The 23,481-nt window shown below is 68.3% G+C and carries 22 protein-coding genes and 2 tRNA genes; 9 read left to right on the top strand and 15 right to left on the bottom strand.

The features are described 5' to 3' along the window. Nucleotides 1–26: 26 nt before the first annotated feature. The 7 genes from RZN05_RS06665 to moaA form a co-directional block, all read right to left on the bottom strand. A complete protein-coding gene (locus RZN05_RS06665; protein WP_317225836.1) occupies nucleotides 27–548 on the bottom strand; it encodes a phosphoribosyltransferase in 522 nt (173 codons plus the stop codon). Further along, nucleotides 545–1,561, bottom strand: coding sequence for an adenosine deaminase (locus RZN05_RS06660; protein ID WP_317225835.1), 1,017 nt, complete (start codon nucleotides 1,559–1,561; stop codon nucleotides 545–547). Before RZN05_RS06660 ends, RZN05_RS06665 begins: the two co-directional genes overlap by 4 nt. A 55-nt stretch (nucleotides 1,562–1,616) precedes the next feature. Next, on the bottom strand, nucleotides 1,617–2,033 hold the full coding sequence (locus tag RZN05_RS06655) for a secondary thiamine-phosphate synthase enzyme YjbQ (RefSeq protein ID WP_317225834.1): 417 nt from the start codon (nucleotides 2,031–2,033) through the stop codon (nucleotides 1,617–1,619). A gap of 7 nt (nucleotides 2,034–2,040) precedes the next feature. After that, nucleotides 2,041–2,115: transfer RNA gene (locus RZN05_RS06650), tRNA-Asn, on the bottom strand. Between the two features lie 51 nt (nucleotides 2,116–2,166). After that, nucleotides 2,167–2,241 (bottom strand) — tRNA-Asn (locus RZN05_RS06645). A 49-nt stretch (nucleotides 2,242–2,290) separates the two neighbouring features. Beyond that, on the bottom strand, nucleotides 2,291–3,058 hold the full coding sequence (locus RZN05_RS06640) for an NAD kinase (RefSeq protein WP_317225833.1): 768 nt from the start codon (nucleotides 3,056–3,058) through the stop codon (nucleotides 2,291–2,293). Continuing rightward, the gene (gene moaA / locus RZN05_RS06635; RefSeq protein ID WP_317225832.1) at nucleotides 3,055–4,068 is read right to left on the bottom strand and encodes a GTP 3',8-cyclase MoaA; all 1,014 of its coding nucleotides are present in this window, start codon (nucleotides 4,066–4,068) and stop codon (nucleotides 3,055–3,057) included. Before moaA ends, RZN05_RS06640 begins: the two co-directional genes overlap by 4 nt. Nucleotides 4,069–4,148: 80 nt before the next feature. On the opposite strand from moaA, the gene RZN05_RS06630 reads away from it, so the two are divergent. Both RZN05_RS06630 and RZN05_RS06625 read left to right on the top strand, forming a co-directional pair. Continuing rightward, on the top strand, nucleotides 4,149–6,131 hold the full coding sequence (locus RZN05_RS06630) for a putative bifunctional diguanylate cyclase/phosphodiesterase (protein ID WP_317225831.1): 1,983 nt from the start codon (nucleotides 4,149–4,151) through the stop codon (nucleotides 6,129–6,131). Then, a complete protein-coding gene (locus RZN05_RS06625) occupies nucleotides 6,128–6,526 on the top strand; it encodes a hypothetical protein (RefSeq protein ID WP_317225830.1) in 399 nt (132 codons plus the stop codon). The genes RZN05_RS06630 and RZN05_RS06625 overlap by 4 nt, the downstream gene beginning before the upstream one ends. A gap of 123 nt (nucleotides 6,527–6,649) precedes the next feature. Here the strand turns inward: RZN05_RS06625 and tyrS are convergent, their stop codons facing one another. Continuing rightward, nucleotides 6,650–7,876: a tyrosine--tRNA ligase gene (gene tyrS / locus RZN05_RS06620; protein WP_317225829.1), complete on the bottom strand. Its 1,227-nt coding sequence runs from the start codon at nucleotides 7,874–7,876 to the stop codon at nucleotides 6,650–6,652. Between the two features lie 32 nt (nucleotides 7,877–7,908). On the opposite strand from tyrS, the gene RZN05_RS06615 reads away from it, so the two are divergent. Further along, the gene (locus RZN05_RS06615) at nucleotides 7,909–8,448 is read left to right on the top strand and encodes a DOMON-like domain-containing protein (RefSeq protein ID WP_317225828.1); all 540 of its coding nucleotides are present in this window, start codon (nucleotides 7,909–7,911) and stop codon (nucleotides 8,446–8,448) included. 99 nt (nucleotides 8,449–8,547) lie between these two features. Here the strand turns inward: RZN05_RS06615 and RZN05_RS06610 are convergent, their stop codons facing one another. Continuing rightward, nucleotides 8,548–9,003 carry a DUF4126 family protein gene (locus RZN05_RS06610; protein ID WP_317225827.1) on the bottom strand — a complete coding sequence of 152 codons (456 nt, stop codon included), beginning with the start codon at nucleotides 9,001–9,003 and terminating at the stop codon, nucleotides 8,548–8,550. A 96-nt stretch (nucleotides 9,004–9,099) separates the two neighbouring features. Between RZN05_RS06610 and RZN05_RS06605 the strand changes: the two genes are divergently transcribed. From RZN05_RS06605 to RZN05_RS06590, 4 genes are all read left to right on the top strand, one after another. Beyond that, nucleotides 9,100–10,296 (top strand): exo-beta-N-acetylmuramidase NamZ family protein, encoded by a 1,197-nt coding sequence (locus RZN05_RS06605; RefSeq protein ID WP_317225826.1) that lies wholly within the window; start codon nucleotides 9,100–9,102, stop codon nucleotides 10,294–10,296. 161 nt (nucleotides 10,297–10,457) lie between these two features. Then, nucleotides 10,458–11,633 carry a hypothetical protein gene (locus RZN05_RS06600; protein ID WP_317225825.1) on the top strand — a complete coding sequence of 392 codons (1,176 nt, stop codon included), beginning with the start codon at nucleotides 10,458–10,460 and terminating at the stop codon, nucleotides 11,631–11,633. A 35-nt stretch (nucleotides 11,634–11,668) separates the two neighbouring features. Continuing rightward, complete coding sequence (locus RZN05_RS06595) at nucleotides 11,669–12,787, top strand: DUF2336 domain-containing protein (protein WP_317225824.1); 1,119 nt, start codon at nucleotides 11,669–11,671, stop codon at nucleotides 12,785–12,787. Further along, nucleotides 12,784–14,178: a sensor histidine kinase gene (locus tag RZN05_RS06590; RefSeq protein WP_317225823.1), complete on the top strand. Its 1,395-nt coding sequence runs from the start codon at nucleotides 12,784–12,786 to the stop codon at nucleotides 14,176–14,178. The genes RZN05_RS06595 and RZN05_RS06590 overlap by 4 nt, the downstream gene beginning before the upstream one ends. 35 nt (nucleotides 14,179–14,213) lie before the next feature. On the opposite strand, the gene RZN05_RS06585 is transcribed toward RZN05_RS06590, so the two are convergent. Beyond that, complete coding sequence (locus RZN05_RS06585) at nucleotides 14,214–14,537, bottom strand: hypothetical protein (protein WP_317225822.1); 324 nt, start codon at nucleotides 14,535–14,537, stop codon at nucleotides 14,214–14,216. A gap of 152 nt (nucleotides 14,538–14,689) precedes the next feature. Between RZN05_RS06585 and RZN05_RS06580 the strand changes: the two genes are divergently transcribed. Further along, nucleotides 14,690–15,571 carry a LysR family transcriptional regulator gene (locus RZN05_RS06580; RefSeq protein WP_317225821.1) on the top strand — a complete coding sequence of 294 codons (882 nt, stop codon included), beginning with the start codon at nucleotides 14,690–14,692 and terminating at the stop codon, nucleotides 15,569–15,571. Nucleotides 15,572–15,595: 24 nt separating this feature from the next. On the opposite strand, the gene RZN05_RS06575 is transcribed toward RZN05_RS06580, so the two are convergent. Together RZN05_RS06575 and gltX are read right to left on the bottom strand one after the other, a co-directional pair. After that, entirely contained in the window at nucleotides 15,596–16,879 is a 1,284-nt protein-coding gene (locus RZN05_RS06575) for a citrate synthase (RefSeq protein ID WP_317225820.1), read from the bottom strand. Nucleotides 16,880–16,904: 25 nt separating this feature from the next. Beyond that, nucleotides 16,905–18,347, bottom strand: coding sequence for a glutamate--tRNA ligase (gene gltX, locus RZN05_RS06570; protein ID WP_317225819.1), 1,443 nt, complete (start codon nucleotides 18,345–18,347; stop codon nucleotides 16,905–16,907). Between the two features lie 172 nt (nucleotides 18,348–18,519). Between gltX and RZN05_RS06565 the strand changes: the two genes are divergently transcribed. After that, nucleotides 18,520–20,547: a ComEC/Rec2 family competence protein gene (locus RZN05_RS06565; RefSeq protein ID WP_317227578.1), complete on the top strand. Its 2,028-nt coding sequence runs from the start codon at nucleotides 18,520–18,522 to the stop codon at nucleotides 20,545–20,547. Here RZN05_RS06565 and lexA read toward each other — a convergent pair. Genes lexA through RZN05_RS06550 form a run of 3 tightly spaced genes read right to left on the bottom strand, consistent with a single transcriptional unit; the run spans nucleotide 20,541 to nucleotide 23,477 of the window. Then, on the bottom strand, nucleotides 20,541–21,239 hold the full coding sequence (lexA, locus tag RZN05_RS06560; RefSeq protein WP_317225818.1) for a transcriptional repressor LexA: 699 nt from the start codon (nucleotides 21,237–21,239) through the stop codon (nucleotides 20,541–20,543). The genes RZN05_RS06565 and lexA overlap by 7 nt on opposite strands. Nucleotides 21,240–21,292: 53 nt before the next feature. Continuing rightward, nucleotides 21,293–22,477, bottom strand: a complete 1,185-nt coding sequence (locus tag RZN05_RS06555) for a molybdopterin molybdotransferase MoeA (RefSeq protein WP_317225817.1) — start codon at nucleotides 22,475–22,477, stop codon at nucleotides 21,293–21,295. Nucleotides 22,478–22,517: 40 nt separating this feature from the next. Continuing rightward, nucleotides 22,518–23,477: a PilZ domain-containing protein gene (locus RZN05_RS06550; protein WP_317225816.1), complete on the bottom strand. Its 960-nt coding sequence runs from the start codon at nucleotides 23,475–23,477 to the stop codon at nucleotides 22,518–22,520. Between the last annotated feature and the right edge of the window lie 4 nt (nucleotides 23,478–23,481).

The raw sequence follows: 23,481 nt of genomic DNA, 5'->3' as shown, positions 1-23,481 counted from the left end.
GGACGATTGACGGAGGCTGAACGGGCTCAGGCGATCCGCTCCGGAACTTCCATCGCCTCGGCGGCAAGCTTTTCGCGCGGCGCCATCGCTTCCCAGGGGAAGACGAACCAGTCCTTGGTGACGCTTCGGTCGATCGCGCGGTAGCGATAGTCGACGCGCTGGGCCGACAGGCTGTTGTCGAGCAGCACGGCGAAGCGGATGTTCGCGTCGACCGCGCTTTCGGCGGCGAGCGCGGCGCGGATCTCGCCGATCGTCTTGCCGCTATCGTTGATGTCCTCGATGAACAGCAAATGCGCACCGGCGCGGGTGCGCGCGGCGAGCACCGCGACCAATTCGGTGCCGAACGGCGCGATCCGCGCCGAATGGTCGACCGAAACGAGTTGCAGGTCCATCCGGTGCGACAAATACACGCTAGGTGCCAGGCCGCCCCGGCCCACCCCGACGAGCAGCGAGGGACGCCAGCCCTCGGCCTCGATCGCCGCGGCGATGGCGTGGACGCCCGCGACCATCTCCTCGTGGGTGAAGGGCGTGAAGACGATCTCGTTCACGCCTGCGCCTCGACATAGGCATCGAGCCGGGCGAGGTGCACGGCGACTTCGTCGTCGGGCAGGAACGAGCCGAGGAAGCTGTTGCGCGCCAGCGCGACGAGATCGTCGCGGTCGAGCTGGCGTCCCTTGGCAATTGCGCGATAGTTATCCGCGACATAGCCGCCGAAATAGGCCGGGTCGTCCGAATTGACCGTGGCACGAAGCCCAAGCCGAAGCATCCGGTCGATCGGGTGGACGTCCACCGAGGCGACATTGCACAGCTTGACGTTGGAGAGCGGGCATACGGTCAATGTCATTCCCGAGCGGGCGAGGCGCGTCACCAAGGCGGGGTCCTCGAGGCTGCGGTTGCCGTGATCGAGCCGATCGACCCGGAGCAGGTCGAGCGCTTCGTGAACATATTCGGGCGGGCCTTCCTCGCCGGCATGCGCGACGCGCTTGAGGCCCATCGCGGCAGCGGCTTCGAAGACGCGCGCGAACTTGGCAGGGGGGTGGTCGAGCTCGGACGAATCGAGCCCGACGCCGGCGATCTGGTCGATCCAGGGCTGGGCCTGTTCGAGCGTCTTGAACGCGTCGGCCTCGTCGAGATGGCGGAGGAAGCAGAGGATCAGCTTGGAAGTGAGGCCGTGGCGCTTTTCGGCCTCGGCCATGCCGGCGAGCAGGCCGTTGGCGACGACCCCGAACGGGATGCCGCGCGCGGTATGCGTCTGCGGATCGAAGAATATTTCGGCATGGACGACGCCGTCCGCCGCTGCGCGATCGAAATAGGCGAGCGCGAGGTCGCGGAAATCCTCCTCGGTGCGCAGCACGTCTGCGCCGGCATAATAGATGTCCAGGAAGTCTTGGAGGTTGGAGAAGTCGTAGGCGGCGCGAACCTCCTCGACCGAGGCGAAGGGAATCGTGACATCGTTGCGCCGGGCGAATTCGAACATCTGCTCGGGCTCCAGGCTGCCTTCGATATGCAGATGCAGCTCGGCCTTGGGCAGGCCGGTGATGAAGGCGTCGAGATCGTTCATCGCGCCAGCATCGCAGGGGCGGGGGAGAGTCGCAAGCGGCGCGGGCGGGCCGGCGTCATTCGCCGATCAGGTGCAGCGCGAGCTGTCGCCGGTGCGGCCGTCGGCGATGTTCGAACAGATAGATGCCCTGCCAAGTGCCGAGCGCGAGGCTGCCGCCGATCATCGGGACGGACAACTGGATGCCGGTGAGCGTGGCGCGGAGATGCGCGGGCATGTCGTCCGGGCCTTCGTCGTCATGGGCGTATTCGTCGCTCTCGGGAGCGAGGCGAGCGATCCACGCCTGGAGGTCGGTGCGGACCTCGTGCGCGGCATTTTCCTGTATCAGCAGCGAAGCGGAGGTATGTCGGCAGAAGAGAGTGAGCAGGCCCTGGTGTATCGCCTGAGCCTTGATCCAAGCGGTGACGTCGCGGGTGATCTCGATCAGCCCCTGGCCAGGCGTATCGAAGGAGAGGATGGCTGTGGTCTGGCGCATCGGGCGCTGGCTCCCTGAGTAGGATTCGAACCTACGGCCGCTCGATTAACAGTCGAGAGCTCTACCGCTGAGCTATCAGGGAATAGCGACTTCCCGGCTGCAATGCCTCGCCGCCGGCACCTAGTCCGGCGGCTGGCTCCCTGAGTAGGATTCGAACCTACGGCCGCTCGATTAACAGTCGAGAGCTCTACCGCTGAGCTATCAGGGAACAAGCCGAGGGCGCGTCTATAGCTCGTGAAATCTGCAATGCAAGCGGGTCAGGCGATGAATTGTTCCATCGTTATCCGATCGTCGAGCGCGTGCTCGGGATCGAACAGGAGGGTTAGGTCGCGCAGATGGTCGATCGCGACGTCGACGCGGGCGACTTCACGGATTTCGCGCTGGTCGGCGACCGCGCTGACCGGACGCTTGTCGGCTTCGAGGACGCGAATGCCGATGCGGGTCTTCTCCGGCAGGATCGCCCCGCGCCAGCGCCGCGGACGGAACGGACTGATCGGCGTCACCGCGAGCAGCGCCGAGCCGAGCGGCAGGATCGGGCCGTTGGCGGAGAGGTTGTACGCGGTCGAGCCCGCGGGCGTCGCGACGAGCATGCCGTCGGCGACCAACTCCTCAAGGACGACGCGATCGTTGACGGTCACTTCGAGCTTGGCGGTCTGGCGCGTCTCGCGGAGCAGCGAGACTTCGTTGATCGCGGGAAGCACGCATTGCTCGCCGTCGATCGTGGTGGCGGTCATGCTGAGCGGGGAGACGCGGAACGGCTTGGCGCGGGTGAGGCGATCCTCGAGCTGCTCGAGCCGCCAGTCGTTCATCAGGAAGCCGATCGTGCCAAGGTTCATCCCGAACACGGGGAGGATGCGGCGGCGCTCAAGCATCGCGTGGAGCGTCTGGAGCATGAAGCCGTCGCCGCCGAGCGCCACGACCTGCTCGGCCTGGTCGAGCGACACCCAGTCATAGGCGCGGCGCAACTCCGCCTCGGCGGCCAAAGCGGGGGGAGTCGGCGAGGCGACGAGCGCGCGTGCGGTCATCCGCCGGTGACGCTCATGTGGCGCGTGACTGCCGGCGCTGCGCCGGGGGCGATGCGGAAATCGTGCGCTTCGGGCTTCCGGGCGAGTGCTTCGTCGATCCGGGCATCGACTTGCGGGAGCCCGCCGCTGCGAATCGCCGCGCGCAGATCGACCGAATCCTCATGGCCGAGGCACATGTGAAGCTTGCCGTCGGTCGACAGGCGGACGCGGTTGCATGTCGCGCAGAAATTGCCCGTCAGCGGCGAGATCAGCCCCAGCCGCGTGCCGGTCCCCGCGACTCGCCAATAGCGCGCGGGGCCGCCGCTGGCGTGATCGTCGGGCGCCAGATCGAATCGGTCGCGCAGGTCGGCGAGCACCCGGGGCAGCGGCAGGAAGCGATCGGTGCGATCCTCGTCGATCGCGCCGAGCGGCATCGTCTCGATCAAGGTGAGGTCATGGCCCTGTTCGGCCGCCCAGGCGAGCATCGGCGCGATCTCTGCTTCGTTTAGGCCTTTCAAGGCGACCATGTTGATCTTGATGCGCAGCCCTGCGGCCTTGGCGGCGGCGATGCCGTCGAGCACCTGCGTGACATCGCCATGCCGCGTAATGTGGCGGAAGGTGTCGGGATCGCGACTGTCGAGGCTGACGTTGATCCGGCGCATTCCCGCATCGAACAGGTCCCCGGCATGTGCGGCGAGGCGCGTCGCATTGGTGGTGAGGGTAAGCTCGTCGAGCCCGGTGCCGATCTGGCGGCCGAGGCGGCGGGCGAGATCGATCATGTCGCGGCGGACCAGCGGCTCGCCGCCGGTAAGCCGGATTTTCCGGACCCCGCGCGCGACGAAGCGCTCGGCGATCAGCGCGATCTCCTCGAGGCTGAGCAGTTCCGCGCGGGGGAGGAACGTCATCTTCTCCGCCATGCAATAGCGGCAGCGCAGGTCGCAGCGATCGGTGACCGATATCCGCAGATAGCGGATCGCGCGACCGTGGCGGTCCACCAGTTTCTCGGCATTCGGGGCGAGGACGCTGGCCATGACGCCGAGGTACGGCTTCGCGCGCGGGCAAACAACCCTTGCGATGGCGGTGGGCGCCGCTTCTCGCTATCGAGGGCGCAATGGATGAAAATTTCGCAGTCGTCGACGCCGCTTCCGCCGCCGAGACCCCGGTATTCGTGCTCTCCTTCCGCCAGCGCGACGAAGTGGCGGCCGCCGCCGCCGGCGGCGGCTGGCGCGTCGTCGCGGCGCGGCGCTCGGAGGGGCTCGAGCAGCGCTTCCTCGCGAGCGGCGCCAGCGTCGCGGTGATCGACGCGCGCGGCGCGCTGACCGAGGGACTCGACGCCACCAAGGCGCTGGGCCGGGTGATCGAGGCGCATGGCGGGGCAATGCTGATCCTCGTGGCGCAGAGCGACACCGTCCACATGCGCCATTTCTACGATGCTGGCGCGACGCACTTCCTGGGCAGCCCGATGTCGTCAACGGCGATGGCGCATGCGATCCGCTTCGCACACCGCCATGTCGACCGGCTTGCGCGCTCGCAGGGGCAGGGCGGCGGCGCGGCCGAGCCGCTCGGCTGGCGCTTCGATCCCGAGATGCGTTCGCTCCAGCTTACCCCCGGGCTCGCCAACCTGCTCGGGCTGAGCGAGGCGCCAGGGCTCCTCTCGGTGATGCGCCGGCTCGATCCCGCCGACCGCAGCTTGGTCAAGACCGCGCTGCGCCGGCTGGGCAACGAACATGGCTCGACAGCCTTCGCGCACGATCTCGCCGGGATCGGCCGCGTAGTCCAGCATCTCCAGTTCGACCCCAAGGCCAAGTCGCTCCACGCGCTGGTGGAGGCGCTGGGCATCGCGCCCGACGCGAGCGTCGCAGTGCGCGATGCGCTGACCGGCGCGCGCGACGCCAACAGCGCGCGGCGCTGGATCGACCGGGCGCTGGCCGAGGGGCAGGGCGTGGGCGCGATCCTGATCGGGCTCAGCCGCTTCGAGACGGTCAATACCGCTTATGGTCGCGAAGCGGGGGACACGCTGCTGCGCGGCGTCTCGCGGCGCGTTGCCGATGTCGCGCGCGACGCGCTGGGCCGCGAGGCGATCGTCGCGCGAATCGGCGGTTCGGAGTTCCTCGTCGCCAGCGTCGGGGTGGGCGATGCGCAGCTCGCTGGTGCGGAGGCGCGGCTGGAAGAAGCGCTCAGCCGGCCGTTCGTCGCGGCGGGCGAGCTGGCGCATCTCGGCGCGCGGATGACGCGTGCCACCAGCATCGACGGCGATTCGGCGGCAAGCCTGTTGCGGAGGACCAGCGAGGCACTGCTCGGCGATGCCGTCCCCGCCGCGCCCGATGCGCCGCCGATCGAGAAGCTCGCCAACGACTTGCACCGCGCGCTCGAACGCCACGAAATCGGGGTGCGTTTTCAGCCGCAGGTGGCGATCGCATCGGGCCAGATCGTCGGCGTCGAGGCGTTGGCGCGCTGGCAGCATCCGCAACTGGGCGAGATCGGTGCGGAGACGCTCTTCCTCGCGGCGCAGCGCGCGGGGCTCGAGACCCAGCTCAGTGACCATGTCCAGCGCCGTGCGCTCACGGGCGCGGCGCAATGGCCGTCCAAGCTCGGCAAGCTGCGGCTGTCTATCAACGTCACCGCTGCCGATGTCGCACGGGCGAGCTTCGCCGACAGCCTGCTCGGTCGAGTCGACGTCAGCGGTTTCCCGCGTGCGCGGCTGACCGTGGAGGTCACCGAAAGCGGGATCATGGCCGACCTGACCGAGGCGGCGCGATTGCTCTCGCAGTTGCGCACCGCGGGCTGCCGCGTGGCGATCGACGATTTCGGCACGGGGTATTCGAGCCTGGCCTATCTAAAGGCGCTGCCCCTCGATTATCTCAAGATCGACAAGCGGCTGAGCCAGGACATCACCGGCGCGCATCGTGACCGCGTGGTAGTCCGCGGCGTGATCGACATGGCGCGCTCGCTGGGGCTGGCGGTGGTCGCCGAGGGAGTCGAGACCGATGCGCAGCTCGACCTGCTCGCCAAGGAGGGGTGCCAGTATTTCCAGGGGTATCTGTGCGCCGAGCCGCTCGACGTGCCTGCGCTCGCCAATCTGGTGCAGGGATGAGCGATCCGCAGGATGTGAGCGGGGTCTGGTACGGCCGTTATGCCGCCGATCACGGCTATGAGGACAACAGGTTCATCGCGCTGCTGGAGGAGCTTCACGGTAGCGTGACTGGATCGATCAGCGAGCCCGATGAGGGTGGCGGCATCCGCCGCGCCAACGTGACCGGCCGCCGCAACGGCGCAAGCCTCGATTTCACCAAGCACTATGACGGGAGCGGGGGCTGGACCCACAGCGTCGCCTATAGCGGGCATGTCGATCCCGCGGGGACGCTGGTGATGGGCAGCTGGATCGTCGAGGGGCTCACCGGCGCGTTCGACATGACCCGCGAGAAGTTCGATGCGGAGGCGCTGGAAGACGCGGACGAAATGGGAATTGTGCTCGATCAGCGAATCTAGGCACCCATCAGCACCGGTTGCCCTGAGCTTGACGAAGGGCTGTCTTTCTCTCTAACGAGGAAGAGCGGTGCGTCGACAAGCTCAGCACCCGGGCGGTGGATGACGACCAAATCCTGCTGGCGCTCAGGCCGGCACAAGCAGGCCGTGCTTCTTCTTGCCGAAGCTCAGCTTGACCTGGCCGGTGACCGCCACGCTGGCCGCGGGATCGCTCACCGGCTGGTCGTCGACCTTGATCGCGCCTTCGCCGATCTTCCGCCGCGCCTCGCCCTTCGACGCACACAGGCCGAGGGCCACGAGGGCATCGACGATGTTGATGCTTCCCCCGGACACGGCATGGCTGGGGAGCGAAGCGCCCGCGGTGCCCTCCTCGAACGTGCGGCGGGCGGTCTCGCCAGCCTCGGTGGCAGCGGCCTCGCCGCGGCACATCGCCGTCGCCGCGTTGGCGAGCACCTTCTTGGCTTCGTTGATCTCGGCGCCTTGGAGCGCTTCGAGCTGCGCAATCTCGTCGAGCGGCAGATCGGTAAACAAGCGGAGGAAGCGGCCGACGTCGCGATCGTCGGTGTTCCGCCAGAACTGCCAGTAATCATAGTGCGAGAGCTGGTCGGGGTTTAGCCACACCGCGCCCGACATCGTCTTGCCCATCTTGCCGCCATCGGCGGTGGTGATCAGCGGCGTGGTGACGCCATAGACTTCGGCGCCATCGACGCGACGCGACAGTTCGATGCCGTTGACGATATTCCCCCACTGGTCCGATCCGCCCATCTGGAGGCGGACGCCGGCGCGGCGATTGAGCTCCAGGAAATCGTAGGCCTGAAGAATCATGTAGTTGAATTCGAGGAACGACAACGACTGCTCGCGATCGAGCCGCAGCTTGACCGAATCGAAGCTCAGCATCCGGTTGACCGAGAAATGCTGGCCGTAATCACGCAGGAACGGGAGATATTCGAGCGCGTCGAGCCAATCGGCATTGTCGACCATCACCGCGTCGGTGGGGCCATCGCCAAAGGTCAGGAAGTTCTCGAACACCGTCTTGATCGAGGCTATGTTGCTCGCGATCGTATCGACCGTCATCAGCTTCCGCGCCTCGTCCTTGAAGCTGGGGTCGCCGACCTTGCCGGTGCCGCCGCCCATCAGCACGATGGGCTTGTGGCCCGCCTGCTGGAGCCGGCGGAGCAGCATGATCTGGACGAGGCTGCCGACGTGGAGCGACGGCGCGGTGGGATCGAAGCCGATATAGCCGGGAACGACCTGGCGCGCGGCAAGGGCATCCAATCCCTCGGGATCGGTTACCTGATGGATATAGCCGCGCGAAGAGAGCAGGCGGAGCAGATCGGACTGGTATTCGGTCATAGTGCCGCGCCGCGTAGCATGGAGGAAGCGAATTGGGGAGAGGATTGGGCAATGGGACGCTGGTGCCGCATCCCGATTTCGAACCCGTGGCGGTGCGCGGTATCGAAGCTGCGCTGGCGTGCGGCGGCGACGGGCGGTGGACGATCGACTATCGCGTCGAGGGCGTCGAGGCGCTGGTGACGCCCGAGGCCGCGCCGCCCCGGCGCACCGACGAGCTTTGGAAGCGCACCTGCTTCGAACTGTTCGTCAAGCCCGACGAGGGCGAAGACTATTATGAGTTCAACTTCGCGCCTTCGGGCGAATGGGCTGCGTATCGCTTCACTGGCTATCGCGCAGCGATGGCGGAGTTGCCGCTCGCTCCACCGGCGATCGAATGGTGGGGCGGCGAGATGCGTGTGACGATCGACTTGTCGGGGCTGCCCGATGGCGACTGGTGCGTCGGCCTCACCGCAGTGATCGAGGAGGCGGATGGCAAGCGCTCGTTCTGGGCGTTGGCGCATCCGCCGGGCAAGCCCGACTTCCACCACGAGGCAGGCTTCGCCTTCGAGGCGCCCGCCGCGGCGCGAGGCTAATCTCCCCGTTCGTGCTGAGCTTGTCGAAGCGCCGTACGTCTTCGCGGCTTATGCCAGAAGAGACGAACCACCCTTCGACAAGCTCAGGGCGAACGGAGGTCAGGTGGACAGCGGCGCACGGATCGCAGCGGTCGCCGCTGACAGGACGATCGCGTCCTCGACGAACCCGGTCGAGGTCTGGCCGTGTTCGTCCATCGCATGCATCCGCAGCGCGAAGGTGGCGTAGGAGGCGATCACTGCGGTCGCGCCGGTCAACGCGGCGGCGGCGAAGCGCTGGTGGCGTGGGGCGAGCGCCGCACCGGCGAAGGCTGCGTTGAGGCTGCGGATCACTATGGCGGGCCAGATGATCCGATCGGGCGCGGTCTTTTGCTTGTCGCCTACCAGCTCGTAGACTGCGAGTGCGGTGGTCCCGAGCGAGACCAGGGGGTGCGAGAGGAAGCGGGGGGCGCCATTGTCCGCGGGAAGCTCGCCTTTGCGCGCGGCGTTGGCGACCATCGCGAGCGGGGTCATCGAGCGTGCCCCGGCGACTATTCCGATGAGGATCGAGCGGATCATGGGTGGTCCTTCTGCCTGCGTATCGCGGGTTTAACCGATGAGCGGGCGCGATGATCCGGCTTGCGTCGAACGTCGAGTCCCGGCACCTCGCTGCTCATGAACTTCGGTATCGATCGGCTGCTAGCCGACCCTGAACTGCGCCGGCCCCTTGAGGGCAAGCGCGTCGCGCTGCTCGCGCATCCGGCCTCGGTGACTGCGGACCTCACCCATTCGCTCGATGCGCTGGTGGCGAGCGGGCTTAACGTCTCGGCGGTGTTCGGGCCGCAGCACGGCGTGCGCGGCGACCTCCAGGACAATATGATGGAGTCACCTGACTTCACCGATCCGACCTACGGCATGCCGGTGTTCAGCTTGTATGGCGAAGTGCGGCGGCCGACCGGGCAATCGATGGGCACGTTCGACGTGATGCTCGTGGATTTGCAGGACGTTGGCTGCCGTATCTACACCTTCGTGACAACCTTGCTCTACGTGCTCGAGGCCGCGGCCGAGCACGGCAAGTCAGTATGGGTGCTCGATCGGCCCAATCCGGCGGGACGGCCGGTCGAAGGGCTTACGCTGCTGCCGGGCTGGGAGAGCTTCGTGGGCGCGGGGCCGATGCCCATGCGCCACGGGATGACACTAGGCGAGATGGGCGCGTGGTTCATCGATCACTTCAAGCTCGACGTCGATTATCGCGTGATTACGATGGAGGGCTGGGCACCTGAGGACGCGCCGGGTTTCGGCTGGCCGCCGGAGCGGCCGTGGATCAACCCGAGCCCCAATGCTGCCAACGTCAACATGGCGCGCGCCTATGCCGGGACGGTGATGCTCGAGGGCACGAACTTGTCCGAGGGGCGGGGGACGACGCGACCTTTGGAGCTGTTCGGCGCGCCCGATATCGATGCGCGCGCGATCATCGCCGAAATGCGCCGCTTCGCGCCGGACTGGCTCGAAGGGGTCGCCCTGCGCGACATCTGGTTCCAGCCGACCTTCCACAAGCATGTAGGGCAGCTCTGCTCGGGCGTGTTCATCCATGCGGAGGGGCAGGGCTATTATCATGCCGCGTTCCAGCCCTGGCGGCTTCAGGCGCTGGGGTTCAAGGCGATCCGAACGCTGTATCCGGGATATGAGCTGTGGCGTGACTTCCCGTACGAATATGTCTTCGACAAGCTGGCGATCGACGTGATCAATGGCGGGCCGGGGCTGCGCGAATGGGTTGACGACGCCGGAGCAGTGGCGGGGGATCTCGATGCGACCACGCTGCCGGACGAAGCGGCATGGATCGAGGCGCGGCAGGGGTTTCTGCTTTACTGATCCTCCCCGGAATGGGGAGACCAGTCGCAGGCTGGTGGAGGGGAGGCGCCACAGGCGGCAACCGTCGTGGAGAGCCCCCTCCGTCATGCTTCGCATGCCACCTCCCCCGTACCGGGGAGGATCGGATTGCGCAGGACAGTTCGAGGGCTTAACGACGCACCATGCTGGCGGGGCTGATTTTTGCAATCGAGGAAGCGAACGATCGTCCGGGGACGCTCGTCGCGACGCTGCCGTTCGGTGGCATGACCTTGCTCGAATACCAGATACGGTTGCTTGTCGGCGCGGGGGCCGAGCAGGTGCTGGTCGCGGTCGGCAAGATGACGCCTGCGCTGCTCGCCGCGGTCAATCGCGCCGGGCGGCGCGAAGTCAACGTCGAGATCGTGCGGTCGGCCGAGGAAGCCGCCGAGAAGATTGCCGACGATTCGCGCGTGCTGGTGATGGCCGATGGGCTGGTCACCACCGATCCGGTGGTGGACCGGATGGGGCATGAAGGCCCCGAGGCGCTGCTCGTCACCGACGATGCCGGGTCGCCCGCGGCGATCGAGCGGCTCGACATGCGCGACAGCTGGGCGGGGGTTGCGCGGATCTCGGTCGCGCAGTTGCGCCAGATCGCGCAGATGCCCGAGGATTACGACTTCCAGTCGGCGCTGCTCCGCGTCGCCGCGCAATCGGGCGCCGCGCATGTACCGCTCACCGCGAGCTGGCTGCGCGGCGGGCATGCCGTCGAGCATAGTGCCTCGGGGCTCGCCGCGCGCAATACCGGCGTGCTTGCCGCGCTGACCGAGCGGCGAGTCGACTGGGCCGACCGCTGGGTTTTCACCCGGATCGCGCGGAAGGCGCTGCCCGAACTGGTATCCCGCAACGTTCCCGCTTGGGGACTGATTGGCGGCGGCGGGCTGCTCGGGCTGCTCTCGCTGAGCGCGATCGGATTCGGCTGGGAAGGCAGCGGGCTGGTGCTGTCGCTGCTCGCAGCGGCGGTGCTCGCGACCAGCGGCGCAATGGCGGCGCTGCGCGGCGAGGAGCGGCGCGCGCAGGGAATCGAATGGGCGCTGCTCGCGCTTTTCGGCGGAGTCGCGCTCGGCTGTGGCTGGATCGAACGCGTGCGGCTCGACACTACGACGCCGCTGGTGCTCGCGATCGTGGCGCTCGCTGCGCAGTTCCTAGTCGAGCGCGCGCCCTCGCGCCATCGCCGCTGGTGGGCGAGCCCCTCGGCACACCTGCTGTTGCTTACCCCCTTCGCCTTTACCGGTTTCGTCCAGTTCGGGCTGCGCGCGGTGGCAATCTATGCATTCGTCACGCTCGCCGCGGCGATTGAGGGTACCCGCGAAAAAGCTTAGCTTCGCTTTAATCACATTCTGCGTATCAGGGGGCGATGTCGGATAACCCTGTCGACACAAACCCCGGCGCCGCCCATGGCGCCACCCGGCTGCTCGCGCGTGCGGCGGCTGCGGAGTCGCGCGCCCAAAGCGGGCTCAGCGTGGCGATCGACGATTTCTTCCTGAGCGACGCCGCGCGACTCGACGAACGGACCCGCGTGTCGCTCGCCCTGCTGTTGCGCGCGCTGATCGAGGCCGTGGAGGCAGAGATTCGCGAGCATGGCTCGCGGCTGCTGAGCGGGCGCGGCGAGGCGCGGCTCGCCGCGTCGATTCTCCGTACTGAGGCTTCGGTTTTCGAGCGGCTGTTCGATTCGGGGCTGCTGCGCGACGCCGCGCTGATGGCCGAGTTGATCGCGCGGGTGCGCCAGGACGCGATCGGCGCGGCGTTGCCGATGCACGCGCCCGACGATCCCGAACGGCCAAGCCTGATCAACCGATTCGTCCAGCATCCCGATCGCGGGCTCTCTGCCGGCGCGATGGCGGTGCTCGTCGCCGAAAGCCGGCGGCGCGGCGGTCCCGATGTGGGACAATTGACGCATACCGATCTGCCCGCTGAGCTGCATCACCGGCTCGTCTGGTGGGTTGCGGCGGCGCTGCGCGAGCGGGTGGGCGAGGCGGCCGACGGATCGCTGCCCGTCCTCGACCGCGCGCTTTCCGACGCGGCGCAACGCAGCCTCGCCGCCTATGACGAGGGCGAGCGGCTGGAGGCGGCAGCACTTCGCTTCGCAGCCTCGATCGACGCGCAGCCCGACGCGCTTCCGCAATTGCTGGTGGAGGCGCTGGACGACCGGCGCATCGTGCTGTTCATCGCGCTGCTCAGCCATGCGCTGGGGGTCCGCTACGAGATCGGGCGCGAGATCGTGCTCGATTCGGCCGCGGACCGGCTGTGGCTGGCGCTGCGCGCGCTCGAGCTGGGCCGCGATCGTATCGCGCAGATCGGCTTCGCGCTGTGTGAGGCGGATCCGCGCCGCGATGTCGAGCATTTCGCCGACATGCTCGATGCGATCGCGGCTATTCCCGGCGAGGCCGCGCGTGAAATCATCGCGCCGCTGCGGCTCGATCCCGATTACCGCGCCTCGGTGCTGGCGCTCGAACATGCGGGGCGCGCGGCATGAACGCGATCGACCGTTCGATCCCCGTCGCGTGCGGGCGGCTCGACCGCGAATGCCGGCTGGTCGATGCCGAGCCGCGGCTCGCCGAGCTCAACCAGCGCGCCGGCGGGGCGATCGGCGCGCCGCTGGCGATCCCGCAAATCACCACGCTGGCACGGCTCGCGCACCGGCTGGGCGTGGCGATCTCGCGCAACGTCGTCGCAGCGGATGGCGAGGACGATCTCGATTTGTGGGTGCGCGCCGATCCCGAAGAGGGCGGCGTGCGGCTCGAAGTCAGCGGCTGGCGGCAGCGCCCGGCGTGGCGCGCGACTGCGACCGAGCTCGAGCGCGACGGCGATTTCTTCCGCTCGGCTGCAGACTGGCTTTGGGAGACCGATGCGTCGCTGCGCATTACCTTCCTGTCGATCGAGGCGGGCGCGCGCTACGGCTTCGATTCGGCGGCGATGCTCGGCCAACCGCTGACCCGGTTGTTTCGCCTGGCGCAGGACGAGAGCGGCAATTTGCCGATCCTCGACGCGGTTGCGGCGCAGGTGCAGTTCGATGGGCAGAAGGCCGAGCTTCGCGACACCGGGCGGATGGTGCGGATCGCCGCGACGCCGCGGAGCGACCCGGGCGGGCGCTTTGCCGGCTTTGTCGGCGCCGCGCACATGCTCGACGAGCCGCAGCCCTCCGAGCCTGGGCCGGATGCGCCCTTGCCGGCGCCGGCCGCCTCGTTCGGCGGCTTCCCCGATTCGTTCAGCCAGCGGCTGGATCGCGCACTGCGCGGGCCGCTCGGCAAGATCATCGCCAATGCCGACAGCATCAGCGCGCAACTGGATGGTCCGCTCAAGCCCGATTACGCCGAATATGCCAGCGACATCGCCAATGCCGGGCGGCACCTGCTCGGGCTGGTCGAGGACCTGGTCGACTTGCAGGCGATCGAGCGCGAGGATTTTGCGGTCGAGATCGAGCCGATCGACCTCGCCGATGTTGCACGGCGAGCCTCCGGGCTGCTTGCCGTGCGCGCGGCGCAATCGGACGTGCGGATCGACAAGCCGGCGGTGGACGAGAAGCTTCCGGTGACCGGCGAGTTCCGACGTGCGCTGCAGGTGCTGGTCAATCTGATCGGCAACGCCGTGCGCTATTCGCCGCCGGGCGCGATGGTGTGGATCCGGCTTGAGCATATCGACGACAAGGCCTGCGTGATCGTCGCCGACCAGGGCAAGGGCATCGCGGTCGAGGACCAGGTCAAGATTTTCGAGAAGTTCGGGCGGGTGGACGACAGCGAGCCGGGCGGCAGCGGGCTTGGCCTCTATATCGCGCGGCGGCTGGCGCGGGCGATGGGTGGCGACCTGACGGTCGACAGCGCGCCGGGCATGGGCGCGCGCTTCATTTTCTCGCTGCCCAGCCAATAGGGCGCCCGCCGGGTTCGGCGGACGCCCTGTTTGACTTAGCGGCGGCGGCAGACGGTCACGCGACCCTGATGGCGGCGGTGCTCGGTCCAGCAGCGGCGGCGATCCCCGCGGTAGTAGCGCCCGCGATTGTAGTGGCGCCCGCGATCCCAACCGCGACCACGATCCCAGCCACGGCCGCGATCCCAGCGGTTGCGGTCGCCGCGCCAGCGGCGGTCGTCGCGATAGCCGTATCCGTAATCCTGGACCGCGGCGGCGGCGGCCACGGCAGTGACCGGCGCGGCGCTGGCGGTGGTGGTGGTGGCCCCGGCGATCCCGGTAAAGGCGAGCGCGGCGGCGGCGATGATCTTGGCGATTTTCATCCTCTGTCCTCTCTCTTTCAGTCCCGCAATGAGAGAAAACTAGGCGTGCCCGGCCTTCGCGAAGCTGAATCGGATTGTAGTCTCCCGTACAGATTCGGGGGTTTTCCGCGGGAAAGCTGGCTTGCGGCATTAGCGGAGCTTATGGCTTTGCGATGGTCCGACCGCATTTGCCGCTCAATGCCCTGCGCGCGTTCGAGGCGTCGGCGCGACATCTTTCCTTCACCCGTGCGGCGATCGAGCTGTGCGTGACCCAGGCAGCGGTGAGCCACCAGGTCAAGGCGCTCGAGACGCGGCTGGGGGTGCAGCTGTTCCGCCGGTTGCCGCGTGGGCTGGCGCTGACCGACGAGGGGCACGCCCTCCAGCCCGCACTCGCCGAGAGTTTCGACCGGATGGCCGAGCTGGTCGAGGGGATTGCGGGCGGGGAGGCGACGCAATTGCTTTCTGTCGCTGCGGTGGGGACGTTCGCAACGGGGTGGCTGCTGCCGCGACTGCCGGCGTTCCGCGCGGCGCATCCGCGAGTCGACCTTCGCCTGTTCACCAACAACAATCGCGTCGACCTGGCGGGGGAAGGCCTGGATTACGCGATCCGCTTCGGCGATGGCGCGTGGCACGCGACCGAGGCGATGCCGCTGATGGAGGCGCCGCTGACGCCGCTGTGCTCGCCCGCGATGGCGCGCGGGCTGGCCGAGCCGCGCGACCTGCTCGGGCTGCCGCTGCTGCGATCATACCGTGCCGACGAATGGGGGCGCTGGTTCGGCGCGGCTGGCGTGGCTGCGCCGGCGCTCAAGGGACCGGTGTTCGATTCGTCGCTGGTGATGGCCGAGGCAGCGCTGCAAGGGGCGGGGGTGGCGCTGGCGCCGGCATCGATGCTCGGGCGGGCGATCGACGACGGGGCGCTCGTGCGGCCCTTCGGGGTCGAGGTCGCGACGGGGCGTTACTGGCTGACCTGGCTCAAGTCGCGCGCGCCGAGCCCGGCGATGGTCGGGTTCCGGGAGTGGATTGCCGAGGAGATTTCAGCCGTCATCCCGGCGTAAGCCGGGATGACGATTACCTCTCGATCAGCGCTGACCGACGGGGACGTAGTCGCGCTGGGTCGGGCCGGTGTAGAGCTGGCGCGGGCGGCCGATCTTCTGCTCGGGATCCGAGATCATCTCGTTCCACTGCGCGACCCAGCCGACGGTGCGGGCGAGCGCGAACAGCGCAGTGAACATCGTCGTCGGGAAGCCGATCGCCGAGAGGATCACACCCGAATAGAAATCGACGTTCGGGAACAGCTTCTTCTCGACGAAGTACGGATCCTTGAGCGCCATTTCCTCGAGCTGGAGCGCGACTTCGAACACCGGGTCGTTGACCTTGAGCGCCTCGAACACTTCGCGCACGGTCTTCTGCATCACGGTCGCGCGCGGATCGTAGTTCTTGTAGACGCGGTGGCCGAAGCCCATCAGGCGGAACGGATCGTTCTTGTCCTTGGCACGCGCGATGAATTCCGGGATGCGCTCGGGGCGACCGATCTCGTGGAGCATGTTGAGCGCCGCCTCGTTGGCGCCGCCATGCGCGGGGCCCCACAGGCAGGCGATGCCGGCGGCGATACAGGCGAACGGATTGGCGCCCGACGAACCGGCGAGCCGCACGGTCGAGGTCGAGGCGTTCTGCTCGTGATCGGCGTGGAGGATGAAGATGCGATCGAGCGCCTTCTCGACCACCGGGTTCACCTCATATTCCTCGGCCGGGACGCCGAAGGTCATCCGCAGGAAGTTGCCGGTGTAGCTGAGCTTGTTGTCCGGATAGAGGAACGGCTGGCCAACGCTGTACTTGTACGCCATCGCCGCGATCGTCGGCATCTTGGCGATCAGCCGGTGCGACGCGATCATGCGCTGCTTGGGATCGGTAATGTCGGTCGAATCGTGGTAGAAGGCCGAGAGCGCGCCGGCGACGCCGCACATCACCGCCATCGGGTGCGCATCGCGGCGGAAGCCGCGATAGAAGGTCGCCAGCTGCTCGTGCAGCATCGTGTGGCGCGTGATCGTGTTCTCGAACTTGGCGAGTTCGTCGCTGCTCGGAAGCTCGTGGTTGAGCAGGAGGTAGGCGACTTCCATGAAGCTCGACTGCTCGGCGAGCTGGCCGATCGGGTAGCCGCGGTGGAGCAGCACGCCCTCGTCGCCGTCGATATAGGTCAGCCCCGATTCGCACGATGCGGTCGAGGTGAAGCCGGGATCGTAGGTGAACTTGCCGGTCTGGGCGTAGAGCTTGCGGATATCGACGACGTCCGGGCCGACGCTGCCCGTGAGGATCGGGTATTCGACTTCCTTACCCGGAACCTGAAGCTTCGCGGTATCGCTCATATTCGTCGTCCTTACTCTGGCCCGGTCAGGCGGGCTTGGTCATTTGATCGGCGATGCGGCCCAGGCTCTCTTCGCGTCCCAGCAGCGCCAGGACGTCGAAGATACCCGGAGAAGTCTTCCGCCCGACCAGTGCCGCGCGCAAAGGCTGCGCAACGGCGCCGAGCTTGACCCCAGCATCGTCGGCGACGGTGCGTACCGCCGCTTCGAGCGCCTCCGTATCCCAGCTTCCGGCCGCGTCAAGCGCGGTATGTACCCGGAGCAGGAGCGAAGGCGCGTCTCCCTCCAGCAAAGTCCTGGCCCCCTCGTCGAGTTCCAGCGGCCTTGTCCGGAAGAGGAACATGGCACCATCGGCGATCTCGTTGAGATTCGCCGCGCGCGGCTTGAGCGCTGGCATCGCGGCAGTCAACAGTGTTGACTGAGATTCGCTAGTTTCAAACGGCAACCGCTTGGCGACCAGATCGGCGAGGTGCGAATCCTCGGCGGCGCGAATATAATGGCCGTTGAGGTTCTCGAGCTTCTTGATGTCGAATCGCGACGGGCTTTTGCCGACCCCGGCGAGATCGAACCATTCGACCGCTTGGTCGCGGCTGATGATCTCGTCGTCGCCATGGCCCCAGCCGAGACGGAGGAGATAGTTCGACACCGCTTCGGGCAGCAGGCCGAGCTGATCGCGGTACTCGTCGACCGCCACTGCGTTCTTGCGCTTCGACATCTTGGTGCCGTCGGCGTTGAAGATCAGCGGGATGTGCGCGTAGATCGGATCGTCCCAGCCGCCCTCGATCGCATCCATTGCGCGATAGATCGGGAGCTGGCGGAAGGCGTTGTTGAGATGGTCGTCGCCGCGGATCACATGGGTGACGCCCATGTCGTGATCGTCGACCACCACGGCGAGCATATAGGTCGGCGTGCCGTCCGAGCGGAGCAGGACCATGTCGTCGAGCTCGCTGTTGTTGACGGTGACCGACCCCTGGACCTTGTCTTCGATCGTGACGCTGCCTTCGCGCGGCGCCTTGAGGCGGATGACGAAGGGTGCGCCCTCCGGGGCTTCGCTTGCGTCGCGATCGCGCCAGCGGCCGTCATAGCGCAGCGGCTGCTTGTTGGCGCGCTGCTCGGCGCGCATCGCCTCGAGCTCTTCGGCGGTGGCGAAGCATTTGTACGCGTGCCCGGCAGCGAGCATCGCTTGGGCGACTTCGGCATGGCGGCCGGCGCGCGAGAATTGATGGACCGCCTCGCCGTCCCAATCGAGCTCGAGCCAGCGCATCCCATCGAGTATCGCGGCGATCGCCGGCTCGGTCGAGCGTGCGCGATCGGTATCCTCGATGCGCAGCAGGAACTTGCCGCCGTGGTGCCGGGCGAACAACAAATTGAACAGCGCCGTGCGGGCGCCGCCGATATGGAGGAACCCGGTGGGCGACGGCGCGAAACGGGTGACGACAGGCTTGCTGCCGGTATCAGATGTTGCGCTCAACCGCGCCTGCTCCCAGAATTGAAAATCGATGGCCAGTCCAGCCGCCGAGGCCCCTAGCACGGGGTTGCCCGCCCTTCAAATCGGGGCGGTGGGCTCTGTTCGCCAGTTGGCCAATCGGATCGAGCGCTGGCTCGAGGCCGAACGCGAGCAATTGGTGCTGTGGCTGCCGGTGATGCTGGGGGCGGGGATCACTGCCTGGTTCGTGCTGCCCGATGCGGCGCGCTGGATCGCTTTCGTGTTGGGCAGCACGGCGCTGGGACTCGGCGCTTTTGCCTTCGGCGGGGGCGGGCGTGCGCCGCGGGTGCTTGCAGTCGCCGGGCTGACGCTGGCGGCGGGATGCACGCTGATCTGGTGGCGCGCCGAGCGCGTTGCGGCACCGGTGCTGGCACGGCCGGCGGTCGTGCTGATGACCGGGCAGGTCGAGCGCGTCGAGCAATTGCCGGCGCGCGACATGGTGCGGGTAACGCTGGCGCCGCTGGGTCATGCCGATCTGCCGCCGCGGCTGCGGATCAACCTAGCTATCGGCGATGCGCCGAAGGATCTCGCACGCGGCACCGTGATCCGGCTGCGCGCACGGCTGATGCCGCCGCCGTCCGCGGCGGTGCCGGGGGCGTATGACTTTGCGCGCGTGGCGTGGTTCGCCGGGCTGGGCGCGACCGGCAAGGGATTCTCGCCGGTCGAGATCGTGCGCCCGGCGGCGACTCCCGGCGCGGACCTGCGCACGCGGCTGTCGGGGCATATCCAGTCGCGCATTGCCGGGAGCGCCGGCGGCATCGCCAGCGCGCTCGCCACCGGCGACCAGGGCGCGATCGCCGAGGTGGATTCGGAGGCGATGCGGCGATCGGGGCTCGCGCATCTGCTCTCGGTGAGCGGGCTACACGTCACGGCGGTAACCGCTGCGGCGATGCTGCTGGTGCTCAAGCTGCTCGCGCTGAGCCCGACTTTGGCGCTGCGCTGGCGGCTGCCCTTGGTCGCGGCGGGGGCGGGCGCGCTCGCGGCGATCGGCTATACGCTGCTGACCGGCGCCGAGGTGCCGACGATCCGATCGTGCGCGGCGGCGTTGCTGGTGCTGCTCGCGCTCAGCCTGAGGCGCGAGGCGATCACGCTGCGGCTGGTGGCGGCAGGGGCGTTCGTCGTGTTGCTGCTCTGGCCAGAGGCGCTGGCCGGGCCGAGCTTCCAGTTGAGCTTCGCCGCGGTGACGGCGATCGTGGCGCTGCACGAGGGCCCGCGGGTGCGCGGCTGGTTTCGGCGGCGCGAGGAGGGGCAGGGGCGGCGCCTGCTGCGCGGGCTGGCGTCGCTACTGCTCACCGGCATCGCGGTCGAGCTGGTGCTGATGCCGATCGGACTATTTCATTTCCACAAGGCCGGCATCTACGGCGCGCTGGCCAATATCGTCGCGATCCCGCTGACCACCTTCGTCATAATGCCGCTCGAGGCACTGGCACTGGCGCTCGACCTCGCCGGGCTCGGCGCGCCGGCCTGGTGGCTGACGGCGCGGGCGCTCGACCTGCTGCTGTGGCTGGCGCATGCCACGGCCTCGGCGCCGGGTGCCGTTGCAGCGTTGCCGGCGATGCCCGGCGGGGCGTATGCGCTGATCGTCGTCGGCGGGCTATGGGTGGCGCTGTGGCGGACGCCGGTGCGCTGGATCGGCGCGGCGCCGTTCGCGGCGGGGCTCGCCTGGGCGCTGGCGACGCCGGCGCCCGACCTGCTGGTGACGGGCGACGGGCGGCACCTGGCGATCCGGATGTCGAACGGCGAGATGGCGCTGCTGCGCGACAGGGCAGGGGACTATACCCGCTCGATGCTCGGCGAGAATAGCGGCGCGGAGGAGGATCTTGCGCTGCTCTCCGAGGCGCCGGACGCGCGGTGCAGCCCTGATCTGTGCCTGATCGACGTGCGATCGGGTGTCCGGCGCTGGCGCGTGCTGGCGACGCGGAGCGGGTACCTGGTGCCGTGGCGGGAGATGATCGACCTGTGCGGCAAGACCGATATCGTGGTCAGCGAGCGACGACTGCCGCCGGGCTGCACGCCGCGCTGGCTCAAGCTGGACCGCGAAATGCTGGCCAGAACGGGTGGTGTAGCGATCAGCTTCGCCGATGCGCGGGTTCGCACCGTGCGGCGCGGCACGGCGCATCCCTGGCTAAACCCGTTGACGGTGCAGCCGCCATATGCCGCGCCGTCCCCGCAGCCTGCTCAGTAGCGGCGCAGCAACCCGGCGAGCTTGCCCTGCACCCGGACCTGATCGGGCCGGTAGCGCTGGGCGCTATAGTCCCGGTTCGCGGGGTCGAGCCGGACCATCGCGCCTTCCTTGCGGAAATATTTCAGCGTCGCCTCGGCATCGTCGATCAGCGCGACGATGATCTCGCCGTCGCGCGCGGTCTCGGTGCGGCGGATCAGCGCATAATCGCCGTCGAGAATGCCCGCCTCGACCATCGAATCACCCGCGACTTCGAGCGCGTAATGCTCGCCCGATCCGAGCAGCGCGGCGGGGACGGGGAGCATCGACGCGCCTTCGAGCGCCTCGATCGGCGTACCCGCGGCGATGCGGCCGTGGAGCGGGATCTCGACGACGTCGTTGGCCGGCGACGGCGGCGTTGAGCCGGACGAAATTGACCGCGAAGTTGACGAAGTTGACTGCTCCATCGCGCGCGTCTTGCCCGCCGGCTTGGCGTCGCCGCGCTCGGGCACGCGCAGCACTTCGAGCGCGCGGGCACGATTGGGCAGGCGGCGGATGAACTCGCGTTCCTCGAGCGCGCTGATCAGCCGGTGCACGCCCGACTTCGACTTGAGATCGAGCGCCTCCTTCATTTCCTCGAACGAGGGCGAAACGCCGGTCTCGGCCAGGCGATCGGCAATGAAGCAGATTAGCTCGTGCTGCTTGCGCGTGAGCATCCAGGTCCTCCTAGAACAGATTGGGAACGTTTATGCAATGTTCCCGGCGCTTGTCAAGCGACGTCGAGGATTTCCACCGAGTCGCCGATTTGAGCCGGCGGCGCGCCCCGCGCGCGGACGATCAGGCAGGTCGCGCGGGCGAGCGTACGCAGCATCGAGCTGTCCTGGATCGTGGTGGCGAAGACGCGCCCGTCGCGCTGCTCGGCGCGGAGATAATCGCTGCGATCGCCACTGGCGGGCAGGGGTTCGCCCAGGACCGCCGGGCGGGTGCGCGGCATTGGATCGCCCGCGCCTGAAAGCGCCGCGACCACGGGCCGCACGAAGAGCAAGGTGGTGACGAAGGCCGATACCGGATTGCCGGGAAGCCCGAGCACCAGCGTCTCGCCGAGCCGGCCGGCCATCATCGGCTTGCCCGGACGTAGCGCGACCCGCCAGAAGTCGATCGTCGCGCCGACTGCCTTGAGCGCAGGCTGGACGAGATCGTGGTCGCCGACCGAGGCGCCGCCGCTGGTGACGAGCAGATCGGCGTCGACCGCGCGGAACGCGGCCTCGAGTGCGTCCTGGCGGTCAGGGAGGATGCCTAGGTCGATCAACTCGACGGGCAGCCCGGCGAGTTGCGCGGCGAGCATCAGCCGATTGGTCTCGGGAAGCTGGGCCTCGCCGATCGGCGCGCCGGGCGGGACGAGTTCGTCGCCGGTCGCGGCGAGCGCGACACGGACCTTCCGGGAGACGGCGACCGTCCCGTGGCCCGCGGTGCCGAGCAGCGCCAGCGCGGCCGGGGTGAGGCGATCGCCGGCGCGGACCAGCGGATCGCCTTCCGAGAAGTCGAGGCCGCGGCGGCGGACGTTGCGGCCGAGATGCGCGGGGCCTTCGCCGTCGAGCGATACGCGATCGCCCTCACGGCGCGCTTCCTCCTGGACGAGGACGGTGTCGGTGCCGGTGGGCAGGGGCGCGCCGGTGAAGATCCGCACCGCATCGCCCGGCCCTGCCTCGCCGGCAAAGGCGCGACCGGCAGCGCTCTCGCCGATCACGCGCCAAGGGCCGGGCAGGTCGCCGAAGCGTATCGCGTAGCCGTCCATCGCCGAGAGGTCGGCATAAGGCTGGGTGCGTAGCGCGGTGATGTCGGTAGCGGCCCAGCGACCGGCCGCCTCGGCCAGCGCGACCCGCTCGACCGGCAAGGGCCGAGCGAGCGCCAGCAGGCGGGACTGGGCTTCGGCGACGGGGAGCAGTTTGGGCATTACCCGGCTTTGGGCCGGGAAGCGCCCGCGACGCAAGCGCTCAGCCTTCCCGCGGCGCCCTTCCGCCTGAGACCATGCTGAGGTCGCGCGGGCGCAGCGGCAGGCGGAACTCGCAGAGGATGCGATTATGCGCGGCCTCGATCACGTTCGCCGGGCCGCCGCCGATCTCAGGGAGCGACACCCAGAGCTGGGCGCCCGGGGCGAGCGCGGCGCGGGTCTCGAGTTCGACGAGGTGCGCAGTGATCCCGCGGACGCGCGCATTCCACCAGCGCACACCCTCGCGCACGCTGGCCGGCGCATCGAGCCGGATCGCGTGCTTGTCGGGAATCATGCCTTCGCTCTCGATGTTCTGTGGAGTCGGCGTGGTGCGCGCCTGGGCGCGCTGGGCGTGGCGGAACCACGGCATGAGCGTCTGCCAGCCGAGTTCCTCGTGGAAGGCAATGCCGGCCTGGCCGTCGCGGATCCAGCGGACGATGCCGTCGAGCGGGCGCAGCGCATCGAAGGTGAGGTGAACCGCATCGCCGACCGCGAGCTCGAGCCGCGTGTCGATGCCGACGCCGCCCTGCGAGATGTTGCGCGTGCGGGCATGCTCGACCTTGCCGCCACTGCGGATCGACACGAGCTGGTTGATCTCGACGCGCGGCATCGCCCGGCGCTCGGCGGGGAGATTGGCGAGCGTGCGCGCGAGCGTGCTGATGATGTCGATCGGCTCGTCGAACACAAAACCGCACTCGCCGTCGGCGCACCAGTCGATCCGGCCGGCGACATGCTGGCCGCTCGCCATTTCGAGGTGCATCGACTCCGCTTCCGCGAGCCTGGCGCCGATCTGGAGCGTCGCGCCGGCCGAACTGAGACGCTGGAGCGAGCAGGCAAAGCGTTCGGTGTCGCTGGCGAGCCAGGCGGCGTCGAATGCGGCCTGGGTGTCGGGCTGCTGGCGCACCGCGCGCGGCGGATCGGCCGAGAGCGAGAAGATGGTTGCGGACCTGAGCGCCTGATTCATGTAC

It is taken from the genome of Sphingomonas sp. HF-S4 (assembly GCF_032911445.1).
In the GTDB taxonomy this organism is placed as follows: Bacteria; Pseudomonadota; Alphaproteobacteria; order Sphingomonadales; family Sphingomonadaceae; genus Sphingomonas; species Sphingomonas agrestis.
This window is presented reverse-complemented; position numbering and strand designations above follow the sequence as displayed.

What these genes read in the sequence shown, in the direction of transcription:
- RZN05_RS06660 (WP_317225835.1), bottom strand. Translation starts at nt 1,561, where the DNA reads ATGAACGATCTCGACGCCTTCATCACCGGCCTGCCCAAGGCCGAGCTG.
- RZN05_RS06655 (WP_317225834.1), bottom strand. Translation starts at nt 2,033, where the DNA reads ATGCGCCAGACCACAGCCATCCTCTCCTTCGATACGCCTGGCCAGGGG.
- RZN05_RS06640 (WP_317225833.1), bottom strand. Translation starts at nt 3,058, where the DNA reads ATGACCGCACGCGCGCTCGTCGCCTCGCCGACTCCCCCCGCTTTGGCC.
- moaA (WP_317225832.1), bottom strand. Translation starts at nt 4,068, where the DNA reads ATGGCCAGCGTCCTCGCCCCGAATGCCGAGAAACTGGTGGACCGCCAC.
- RZN05_RS06630 (WP_317225831.1), top strand. Translation starts at nt 4,149, where the DNA reads ATGGATGAAAATTTCGCAGTCGTCGACGCCGCTTCCGCCGCCGAGACC.
- RZN05_RS06625 (WP_317225830.1), top strand. Translation starts at nt 6,128, where the DNA reads ATGAGCGATCCGCAGGATGTGAGCGGGGTCTGGTACGGCCGTTATGCC.
- tyrS (WP_317225829.1), bottom strand. Translation starts at nt 7,876, where the DNA reads ATGACCGAATACCAGTCCGATCTGCTCCGCCTGCTCTCTTCGCGCGGC.
- RZN05_RS06610 (WP_317225827.1), bottom strand. Translation starts at nt 9,003, where the DNA reads ATGATCCGCTCGATCCTCATCGGAATAGTCGCCGGGGCACGCTCGATG.
- RZN05_RS06605 (WP_317225826.1), top strand. Translation starts at nt 9,100, where the DNA reads ATGAACTTCGGTATCGATCGGCTGCTAGCCGACCCTGAACTGCGCCGG.
- RZN05_RS06600 (WP_317225825.1), top strand. Translation starts at nt 10,458, where the DNA reads ATGCTGGCGGGGCTGATTTTTGCAATCGAGGAAGCGAACGATCGTCCG.
- RZN05_RS06595 (WP_317225824.1), top strand. Translation starts at nt 11,669, where the DNA reads ATGTCGGATAACCCTGTCGACACAAACCCCGGCGCCGCCCATGGCGCC.
- RZN05_RS06590 (WP_317225823.1), top strand. Translation starts at nt 12,784, where the DNA reads ATGAACGCGATCGACCGTTCGATCCCCGTCGCGTGCGGGCGGCTCGAC.
- RZN05_RS06585 (WP_317225822.1), bottom strand. Translation starts at nt 14,537, where the DNA reads ATGAAAATCGCCAAGATCATCGCCGCCGCCGCGCTCGCCTTTACCGGG.
- RZN05_RS06580 (WP_317225821.1), top strand. Translation starts at nt 14,690, where the DNA reads ATGGTCCGACCGCATTTGCCGCTCAATGCCCTGCGCGCGTTCGAGGCG.
- RZN05_RS06575 (WP_317225820.1), bottom strand. Translation starts at nt 16,879, where the DNA reads ATGAGCGATACCGCGAAGCTTCAGGTTCCGGGTAAGGAAGTCGAATAC.
- RZN05_RS06565 (WP_317227578.1), top strand. Translation starts at nt 18,520, where the DNA reads ATGCTGGGGGCGGGGATCACTGCCTGGTTCGTGCTGCCCGATGCGGCG.
- lexA (WP_317225818.1), bottom strand. Translation starts at nt 21,239, where the DNA reads ATGCTCACGCGCAAGCAGCACGAGCTAATCTGCTTCATTGCCGATCGC.
- RZN05_RS06555 (WP_317225817.1), bottom strand. Translation starts at nt 22,477, where the DNA reads ATGCCCAAACTGCTCCCCGTCGCCGAAGCCCAGTCCCGCCTGCTGGCG.
- RZN05_RS06550 (WP_317225816.1), bottom strand. Translation starts at nt 23,477, where the DNA reads ATGAATCAGGCGCTCAGGTCCGCAACCATCTTCTCGCTCTCGGCCGAT.